8 protein-coding genes and 1 pseudogene are annotated in these 8,412 nt (G+C 73.7%); 4 read left to right on the top strand and 5 right to left on the bottom strand.

Annotated features, from left to right (window positions below; translation table 11 throughout):
• The 5 genes and pseudogenes from AB8A24_RS04310 to AB8A24_RS04290 form a co-directional block, all read right to left on the bottom strand.
• Positions 1-282 (bottom strand): annotated as a pseudogene (locus AB8A24_RS04310) (hypothetical protein); the annotation flags it as partial.
• A gap of 180 nt (positions 283-462) precedes the next feature.
• Positions 463-1,845 carry an O-antigen ligase family protein gene (locus AB8A24_RS04305; RefSeq protein WP_328963017.1) on the bottom strand — a complete coding sequence of 461 codons (1,383 nt, stop codon included), beginning with the start codon at positions 1,843-1,845 and terminating at the stop codon, positions 463-465.
• Positions 1,845-3,362: an exopolysaccharide biosynthesis polyprenyl glycosylphosphotransferase gene (locus AB8A24_RS04300; protein ID WP_328965943.1), complete on the bottom strand. Its 1,518-nt coding sequence runs from the start codon at positions 3,360-3,362 to the stop codon at positions 1,845-1,847. The genes AB8A24_RS04305 and AB8A24_RS04300 overlap by 1 nt, the downstream gene beginning before the upstream one ends.
• A gap of 2 nt (positions 3,363-3,364) precedes the next feature.
• Entirely contained in the window at positions 3,365-4,561 is a 1,197-nt protein-coding gene (locus tag AB8A24_RS04295) for a glycosyltransferase (RefSeq protein WP_369474758.1), read from the bottom strand.
• Positions 4,562-4,580: 19 nt separating this feature from the next.
• The gene (locus AB8A24_RS04290) at positions 4,581-5,672 is read right to left on the bottom strand and encodes a DUF3344 domain-containing protein (protein WP_328963015.1); all 1,092 of its coding nucleotides are present in this window, start codon (positions 5,670-5,672) and stop codon (positions 4,581-4,583) included.
• Positions 5,673-5,846: 174 nt separating this feature from the next.
• Here AB8A24_RS04290 and AB8A24_RS04285 point away from each other — a divergent pair, with 174 nt between their 5' ends.
• From AB8A24_RS04285 to AB8A24_RS04270, 4 genes are all read left to right on the top strand, one after another.
• Complete coding sequence (locus tag AB8A24_RS04285; protein ID WP_328963014.1) at positions 5,847-6,101, top strand: chaplin; 255 nt, start codon at positions 5,847-5,849, stop codon at positions 6,099-6,101.
• A gap of 118 nt (positions 6,102-6,219) precedes the next feature.
• On the top strand, positions 6,220-6,630 hold the full coding sequence (locus AB8A24_RS04280) for a rodlin (RefSeq protein ID WP_030011310.1): 411 nt from the start codon (positions 6,220-6,222) through the stop codon (positions 6,628-6,630).
• Between the two features lie 252 nt (positions 6,631-6,882).
• On the top strand, positions 6,883-7,116 hold the full coding sequence (locus tag AB8A24_RS04275) for a chaplin (protein WP_328963013.1): 234 nt from the start codon (positions 6,883-6,885) through the stop codon (positions 7,114-7,116).
• A gap of 121 nt (positions 7,117-7,237) precedes the next feature.
• Entirely contained in the window at positions 7,238-8,383 is a 1,146-nt protein-coding gene (locus AB8A24_RS04270) for a chaplin (RefSeq protein ID WP_369474754.1), read from the top strand.
• Positions 8,384-8,412 lie beyond the last annotated feature (29 nt).

Here is an 8,412-nt window from a genome sequence, read left to right as displayed (position 1 = left end):
GCTGTCGGCCCGCGCCGCCACCCGCACGCTGTGCTTGCCCGAGGCTCGGCCCGGATATCCGGCGGAGCCGAACACGGGCCTGCGTGCAGCCGGATCACCGCCCGGGCGCCCCCCGGCGACGAACCCGCGGTCCGCCGTGGCATCGTCCCGGCCCGGCAGGCCCCCGGCGACGAATCCCGGGTCGGCAGCGGCCGGTACGGACGGCCCTGCGGCGGTCCGCCCGGCCGCGGGTGCGCTTCTCGGGGCCCCGGCGACCGGAGCCGGCACGTCGGGCACGGGCACGGGCACGGTCCGCGGGGAGCCGGCGGACGCGGGGTCCGTCCCCGCGGGGAAGCGCAACGGGCCGGGGTCCGGGGCACCCGGGACACGGGCGTGGCCCGCCCCGGCCGGGGGGCCGGGGGGGGGGGTAACCCCCGGGACCGGCCGGAGGGCCGGAGGCGGGCCGCCAAGGCGTCGTGCCCGTCACCGGCGCGCCGCAACCCCGGGGGCCCTACCCCGTGAACCCACCGCGGAGGCGGTCCCGGAATCCGCAACCCCCCGGGAGGGAAGCGCCCACCAGGCCGCCAGGCCGATGATCACTCCGGTCAGCACCGTGGACGGCCCCCCGATGTCCGCGTAGAGGAAGTCGGTCAGCTGCCACACGAACAGCCCGATCGCGATCAGCCCGCAGTCCCTGACTCCCCCGCCGGAGGCGAGCCGGCGCAGCCCCGCCACCAGCAGGGCCGCCCAGCCTCCCGCGAGGGCGATCAGGCCGATCAGGCCCTGCTCGCTCAGGATCAGCAGGTACATGTTGTGCGGGGAGAGCAGCGGCTGGCGCAGGTACGCCTGGCCGGCGCCCGCGGTGTCGCTGCCGGAGGACAGGCCCAGCGAGGCGTGCCCGTCCCGGTTGGCCGGGAAGCCCTTGAGCCCCACCCCGACCGCCGGCCGCTCGCGCCACATCGACTCGGCGGCGGCCCACATCGTGTAGCGGTCGGTCACCGACTGGTCGGGGGCGCTGGAGACCTGGGTGATGGAGGTGAGCCGCTCGGCAACCATCTCCGAACCGACCCCGAAGCCGCCGACCAGGACCACTCCGGCGGCCGCCAGCGCGGCGACCACCTTCAGGGCCCGCCGGATCCCGACCAGGGCCATCACCAGTACCGCCGCGCCGAAGGTGGCGATCCACGCGCCCCGGCTGAAGGACAGCACCAGCGGGAGCATCAGCACGAGCGCGCAGCCGCCGGCGATCCGCCGCAGGCGACGCGGCAGGCCCGGAGCGAGCCCGGCGGCGGTCGCCACGATCAGCCCGTACGCCACGACGGTGGCCATGCCCATGACGTCACCGGGGCCGAAGGTGCCGACGGCCCGGACGTCCTCGCCCTGGTACGAGGCCCCGGTGTGGGTGGCGTACTGCACGACCCCCACCGCGCCCTGCACCAGCGCCAGGACCACGAAGCACCCGGCGGCCAGCCGGAACTCCGCCGCGTCGCGCACCAGCAGCACCACGGCCGCCGGGACCAGGACGAAGACCTGCAGGTAGCGCACGAAGCCGGGCAGGGCGGCGTACGGGTCCCCCGCGGTCATCGTGGCGACCGCGAGGCCCACGGCCGGCGCCCCGAGCACGAGCACGCCCAGCGGGGTCAGCTCCCGCACCCGGCCGCGCAGCGCCTGCACCGCGCAGACGAGGACCAGCAGCAGCGAGGCCGCGTCGGCCGGGCCGACCTTCCCGGAGGCGGTGGCGTCCCCCGCCGGGAGCGGGGCGAGCAGGAACAGCACGGTCGCGGCGAGCGGCAGAAGCGGCCAGTGCCGGCGCAGCAGACCCGGCACGTCGGGCCGGACCCACCGGCCCGGTAGGGCGAGACTCATCAGCTGCCCCCCAGCCGGAAGCGGAAGAAGGAGGCCGCGGTGCGGGCGAGGATCCACAGGTCCTGCCACAGCGACCAGGTGTCGATGTAGTGGTTGTCGAAGCGGGCCCGGTCCTCGATGGAGGTGTCCCCGCGCAGGCCGTTGATCTGGGCGAGGCCGGTGATGCCGACGGGCATCCGGTGCCGGGCCTCGTAGCCGGGATGCACGGTGGAGAACTTGGCGACGAAGAAGGGCCGTTCGGGGCGGGGCCCGACCAGGGCCATGTCACCGCGTACGACGTTCCACAGCTGTGGCAGCTCGTCCAGCGAGGACTTGCGCAGGAAGGACCCGACCGGGCTCATCCCGCGGTCACCGGCGACGGTCCAGCGGGTGGCGGCCTCGTGCGCGTCGGCGCGCAGGGTACGGAACTTCAGCAGGGTGAAGGGGCGCCCGTACAGGCCGACCCGCTCCTGCCGGAAGATCACCCCCGGCCCGTCCCAGACCCGTACGGCCAGCGCGCACGCCCCCATCACGGGTGCGGCGGCGAGCAGGGCGATCAGGGCGAACACGGTGTCGATGCCCCGCTTGGCCCAGCGCTCCAACGGCCGGGACGGGCGCGGCAGCAGCGGCTGCACGGCGTATCCCCACAGCTGGTCGGTGGGGTGCGCCACCCGCATGCCGGTGATCTTGGCGGTGCCGGCCGGGTCGGCGAGCCACAGCCGGCAGCCGTGGTCGTGGAAGAGGCGGACCAGGGAGGCGGTGCGCTCGTCGGACTCCGGGGGGCGGGTGAACACCGCGTGCCCGACGGAGTTCTGGATGACCGCGCGCCGGATGTCCTCGTGGGTGGCGAGCAGCGGCAGGGCGCCGCCCCCGTCGCCCTCGGCGGGCGTCGCGGTGTCGGCGAGTCCGACCGGGCGCAGCCCGAACTCGGGGCGGCCGTGCAGGGCGGCGGCCACCGCGCTCGCCCCGGCGCCGGGTCCGACGACGAGGGCGGAGGCGGGGCGGCGTACGGCCGAGCGGCGGTGGAGCTGGTTGACGAGGCCGCGTCCCGCGCAGGCCAGTACGGCCTGCAGGCAGACGGCGGTGAGCAGGGCGCTCCAGCCGATGGCCCGGGCCGGGGCGGCGGCGGCCGTCACGGCGGCGACCGAGCACCACAGGACGGCGGACCGCGCGGCCAGCACGGGCAGTTCGAGGAGTGCGGAGGGGGCGAGCCGCGGCCGGTAGAGCCCGGCCCGCGCGTGCAGCGCGGCGAGCAGGAGGGGCGCCGCGTACAAGACGGGCGGCGCCGTCGCGGGCAGGGTCGTCGCGGTGAGTACGGCGGCCAGCGCGTCGGCGGTGAGCAGCGGGAGCACGCGGCCGCGACGGCGGACGCGCCGGGTGCGTACGGCGGAGCGGGCCTGCTCGGCCCGGGGCCCGCGCGGGGGGTGGATGGCGGTCGCTGAACGGCGGGCCGTAGCGGGGTGCGCGGGCGCGAAGGCGCCTGCGCCGGTGGGCCCCGTGCCGCCCTGCCCGGTGTGCCGGGCGGGTGCGCTGTCCATCGTCATCGGCTGATGCGCTCCTGGTTCAAGGGCCGGGGCCTGCCCAGCAGTTCGTGGTACAGACCGGTGACCGCGTCCGTGGTCCGCCGCACGTCGAAGTCGGTCCGGGCGTGCTGCCGGGCCTGCTCGCCGAGTTCGGCGAGGAGCTGCGGCCCGGCGAGCAGCCGTCCCAGGGCCTCGGCCAGGGCCGTCGGGTCCTCCGGCGGCACCAGGCACAGGCGTCCCTGGCCCGGCGGCAGGCTTTCCCTGGCACCGCTGACGTCGGAGACCAGGACCGGGCGGCCACAGGCCATGGCTTCGAGCGGGGCGAGCGCCATGCCTTCCCACCGCGACGGCAGTACAACGAGATCGGCGGCCCGAAGCCACGGTCGGATGTCGGCGGCGGCGCCCGCGAAGTGCACGCCGGCGCCGGACTGCGCGGCGATGCGGCGCAGCCGTTCGGTGTCGGGGCCGTCCCCGACGAGGGCGAGGCGGGCTCCGGGGACGGTGGCGAGCAGTTCGGGCCAGGCCTTCAGCAGGATGTCCTGCCCCTTCTGGTGGCAGATCCGGCCGACGCAGACGGCGAGCGGCCCGTCGGCCGGGAAGTCCGCGGGCAGGGGCAGTTCGGCGCGGGCCAGGGCCCGGTCCCGGTCGGGGTCCGGTCCGCCGGGGCGGAAGTGGTCCAGGTCCACGCCGTTGCGGATCACCGACCAACGGGCGGTGATCCCCTCTGTCTCGCCCGCGCGGCGTTCGGCGTCGCTGACGCAGAGCACCCGATCGGCCCAGCGGGCCCCGTACCGCTCCCAGCGCAGCGCGAGCGCGCCGGTGGCGCCGCCGACCGCGTCGAAGGACCAGGCGTGGGGCTGGTAGACGGTGGGCAGGCTCCCGCGTGCGGCGAGCCGGCCGGCGAGGCCGGCCTTGGCGCTGTGGGCGTGCAGGAGGTCGGGGCGTACCCGGTGGAGCACCTGCCGGGCGCCGATGATCTCGGCGGGCAGCCCGGGCCCGGGGGCCCGCCCGGCGCGCCAGGTGAGCACTTCGGCCCCGGCGGCACGGGCGGTGTGGCCGAGGGTGCCGCCGGGCGGACACCCGACGACGGTGCGCAGCCCTTCGGCGGTCTGCGCGCGGACGAGGTCGGTGACGACCCTGGCCACACCGCCGTCGACGGGTTGTACGAGATGGAGGACGGTCGTGGGCTGTGCCGACCGAGGTTGACTGGGCACGTGGAGTGGTCTCCTACGTTCAGCGGCGCGCGTCTGTCTGAACGAAGAGCACACCGAGGAAATGACCCTGACTTTCACCCGTGAACCTGAAGTTCAGACTGCGGGCACCATCGGACAGCGCGGGGCTCAGGTCGAACACGTCCGCGTCATATCCGAGATTATTCACATGTTCGGGCTGTCGCACGAACGACTGATCGCCGAATTCCGTGATCGTGGAATTCATAACATCATTAAAAGGATTTTCTCCATCGCTGAGACTCACCCGGCGGCCACTGTCGGCCGTCACGGTGAGTGAATCCCCGAGGGTGCCGCGGTCCCCGTCGTACCCGACCACGCCGATCCGGCCCGCGGAGCCGGCCGGTGCGTCCAGTCCCTCGATCTCGACGGTTCCGTCCCCCGCCCGGGCGGCGAGCGACTCGAAGCCGTCCCACAGCGAGATCCGGCGTACCGGCTCCTGCGGGTGCTCGTAGGCGACGACCAGCGTCCAGCCGCCCCAGGCCCCCACCTCGGAGTGGCCCATCGCGATGTTGAGCTGGGCCACCGTCCACATGCCGGCGCCACCCTTGCGGACCAGTGGGGTCACGTCGGCGGAAGCCTGGTAGGCGTCGCTGCCCGCGTCCGTGCGGTGGCCCATCACCGTGTCGGCGAGGACCTCCTTGTACGCGCCGCCGGGTTCGGCGACCAGCACCCGGCCGTCGTCCTCCGGCGGCTTCTGCTCACCCACCCGGAGGTTCCCGCCCCAGTAGAGCCGGGCGTACGAGACCTTCGCGCCCTGCGGGACCTTGAGCTCGGCCCGGGTGGAGTTGTAGGTGTCCGGGTCCTTGTCGACCTCGCTGTAGAACATCTCGAAGTCGCTGTTGACCCCCGCCGCACCCTTCTTGACCTCGGCGCACGGCTCGGCCTGCGGGGCCTGCTCCTTGCGGCAGCTGATTCCGGAGTTGGAGGCGCGCACCAGCCCGCCGTGCTGCACGGACTGGTAACGCTGGGTGAAGGGGATCCGGGGCAGCTCCTTGGGAGCGGGAGCCGCCGCCCCCGCCGTCTGGGGGTTCACGGAAAGGGTGAGGCAGGACAGCAGACCGAGCGTGCCGAGGATTCTGCGGGAGGAACCCATGACCCTGTCTCCATTTTCGATCAAGGGGACAAAACAGGAGTGAACTTTGTCAGAACTCGGGCCGGAAATCACGTCGGACTCGCTCGTACGGCCTTTTGGGCGATAGCACGCACCCTCGCAACGGGCGGGTCGTTATGGGTTGCACCATTGTTCGAACCGAAAGGAAATACGGAGATGAAGAAGAGGCTGGTGCGCGGCACCACCATCGCCGTCGCGGGCGCCGCCGCGTTGATCGGCGGCGCGGGCCTCGCCTCCGCGCACGGCGGGGACGGCGCGACGGCTCACGGCGTCACGGCGGGGTCCCCCGGCGTCCTGAGCGGCAACCTGCTCCAGGTGCCCGTCGACGTCCCGGTCAACGCCTGCGGCCTCACGGTGAACGTGATCGCCCTGCTGAACCCGTCGTTCGGCAACACCTGCATCAGCGCCTGACCGTCAACCGTGCCGCCCGAAACGCCCGCATCCGGGTGAAGCCACGCAACCCGAACCGGGGTGGCGGCGTTGATCCGGGTGCTCCGCTACCGGGCAATCCTGCAAAAAAGGGACGACAATGATCAAGAAGATGATGGCCTCGGCCGCGGTTGCCGCCTCGGTCGTGGGCATCGGCGCCGCCATGGCTCCGCAGGCGATGGCGATCGGCAACGACAACGGCGTCAACACCGTCCAGGGCAACGGCGCCGCGCAGATCTACGGCAACCAGGCCACCTACGGCAACATGAGCCCGCAGATGGCGCTGATCCAGGGCTCCTTCAACAAGCCCTGCATCGCCCTCCCCGCGAAGGCCAACGTGCAGTCCGTGCTGGCCCTGATCAACGTCGGCGTCCAGGACATCCCGGTCCTGTCCAGCCCGCAGAACCAGCAGTGCACCGAGAACTCCACCCAGGCCAAGGGCGACGAGGCCCTCTCGCACATCCTGGACAACATCCCGGTCCTCTCCGGCAACGTCTCGAACGGCAGCTGACCGAGGCCCCGCCCGCGAGGCCGTCGCACCCACCGGGTCGCGGCGGCCTCGCCGCATGCAGGGCCGGAAAACTTCCCGGCCCCCTGAATTGTCGATACACATCCGTCGGCCCCCGGAATTCGATCCGAACAGCGGACCGGGCATCGGGGTGAATTACCGACAGGCCACCGAGAATGTGCGGTTTCTTTTTCCCGAACCGCTCGTTGTTAATTCTGCAGTGGACACGCCTCTGCGGGAAGGAAAGAAATTAAAATGACGTACAAGAAGGCAGTGGTGCTGGCCGCCGGCGCTCTCATGCTCGCCGGTGCCGCCTCCCCCGCCATGGCCGACTCGGCCGCCGACGGCAAGGCCGTGGGTTCTCCCGGCGTCCTGTCCGGCAACCTGGCCCAGGTGCCGGTCCACGTCCCGGTCAACGTCTGCGGCAACACCGTGAACATCATCGCGCTGCTCAACCCGGCGTTCGGCAACACCTGCGTCAACGCCTGACGAAGCGCTTCTGCCCGCGAGGGCAAGCCTCCTCGGGGTGGCCTCGGAGTGCACGGCGGTGCACTCCGAGGCCACCTCCGATTCCACACCGGCCATGGCGCCGGTAGACAGGGAAGGACCCATGCGACAGGTACTGAGCCGACAGGTACTGGGCAAGGGGATGCTCACGGCGGCAGCCGCGTCGAGTCTGCTGTCGATCGCGACCGGCGCGGCCTACGCGCACCCCGGAGCGAGCGCCGAGGCCTCGCATTCACCGGGCGTGCTGGCCGGCAACAGCGTCTCGGTACCGATCACCTTCGCACCGAACGTGTGCGGCAACAGCGTGGACGGCGGTGCGGCGCTCAACCCTGCGATGGGGAACACGTGCGTCACCGACACCGGTTCGCACACGGACGACGGCTACGACTACGGGCGCTACCTCAGCCCCGAGAACGCCCGGGCCCTCGAGCGCCACCTCGACGAGCGCGAGGGCCGGCACGCGGTGCCGGAGCAGCGCCACGGATCGCCGCGTCACGCGGGCGGGTACGAGCAGCCCCGGCACGAGCAGGCCCGCCACGAGCAGCCCCGACAGGACGGACCGCGGCACGCGAAGCCGCGCCAGGAGGAGCCGCGCCACGAAGGTGGCTACGGCGGCCCCGGTGAGCAGCGGGGCAAGGAGGAGTGCGACGACCACCCCGAGTCGTCACCGCCGCCCCCGCCGGCGCACCACGCTCCCCCCGCGCCCGAGCGGCCGCACCCCATGCCGGAACCGGTGGAGGAGCACCCGGCCCCGCTGCCCACGCCGGAACCGGTCCCGGAGGCCCCGGCGCCCCCGGTCGAGGAGCCGCCGCACACGCTGCCCGCCCCGGAGCCCGCCCCGGCCCCGGTCGAGGAGGCTCCGCACCCCCTGCCGGCCCCCGCGCCCGGCCCGGCTCCCGTGGTGGAGGAGGGGCCCGCCCCCGGACCGCCGCACGGCAGCCTGCCCGTGGAGCACCCGGCTCCGGCTCCGCTGCCCGCGCCCGAGGTCGTACCTCCCGCGGACCAGCCGCCGGCCGCCCCGGGCGGTGACACCCCGGTCACCCTCCCCCCGGTGCCGGCCCCCGCCCCGGCGCCGGCGCCCGTCCCCGCGCCCGCTCCCGTACCACAGCCGTCGGCCCCCGCTCCGGCGCACGTGACCGGGCCCATGCTGGCCGAGACCGGCGCGGGGCAGCCCGCGGCCGCGGCGGCCCTCGCCACCGCCCTGATCCTGGGCGGCGCCATTCTGTACCGGCGGTCGCGCGTCTCCTGACCGGCAATACCGGTAATCGGAATAAATAT

Source organism: Streptomyces sp. BF23-19 (genome assembly GCF_041106355.1).
Taxonomy (GTDB): Bacteria; Actinomycetota; Actinomycetes; order Streptomycetales; family Streptomycetaceae; genus Streptomyces; species Streptomyces virginiae_A.
Note: the sequence above shows the minus strand (reverse complement) of the source record. Positions and strands in the feature narration are given on the sequence as shown.

Bases quoted from the DNA above. Each gene is read 5' to 3' on its own strand.
- AB8A24_RS04305 (WP_328963017.1), bottom strand. From the start codon at position 1,845: ATGAGTCTCGCCCTACCGGGCCGGTGGGTCCGGCCCGACGTGCCGGGT.
- AB8A24_RS04300 (WP_328965943.1), bottom strand. From the start codon at position 3,362: ATGGACAGCGCACCCGCCCGGCACACCGGGCAGGGCGGCACGGGGCCC.
- AB8A24_RS04290 (WP_328963015.1), bottom strand. From the start codon at position 5,672: ATGGGTTCCTCCCGCAGAATCCTCGGCACGCTCGGTCTGCTGTCCTGC.
- AB8A24_RS04285 (WP_328963014.1), top strand. From the start codon at position 5,847: ATGAAGAAGAGGCTGGTGCGCGGCACCACCATCGCCGTCGCGGGCGCC.
- AB8A24_RS04280 (WP_030011310.1), top strand. From the start codon at position 6,220: ATGATCAAGAAGATGATGGCCTCGGCCGCGGTTGCCGCCTCGGTCGTG.
- AB8A24_RS04275 (WP_328963013.1), top strand. From the start codon at position 6,883: ATGACGTACAAGAAGGCAGTGGTGCTGGCCGCCGGCGCTCTCATGCTC.
- AB8A24_RS04270 (WP_369474754.1), top strand. From the start codon at position 7,238: ATGCGACAGGTACTGAGCCGACAGGTACTGGGCAAGGGGATGCTCACG.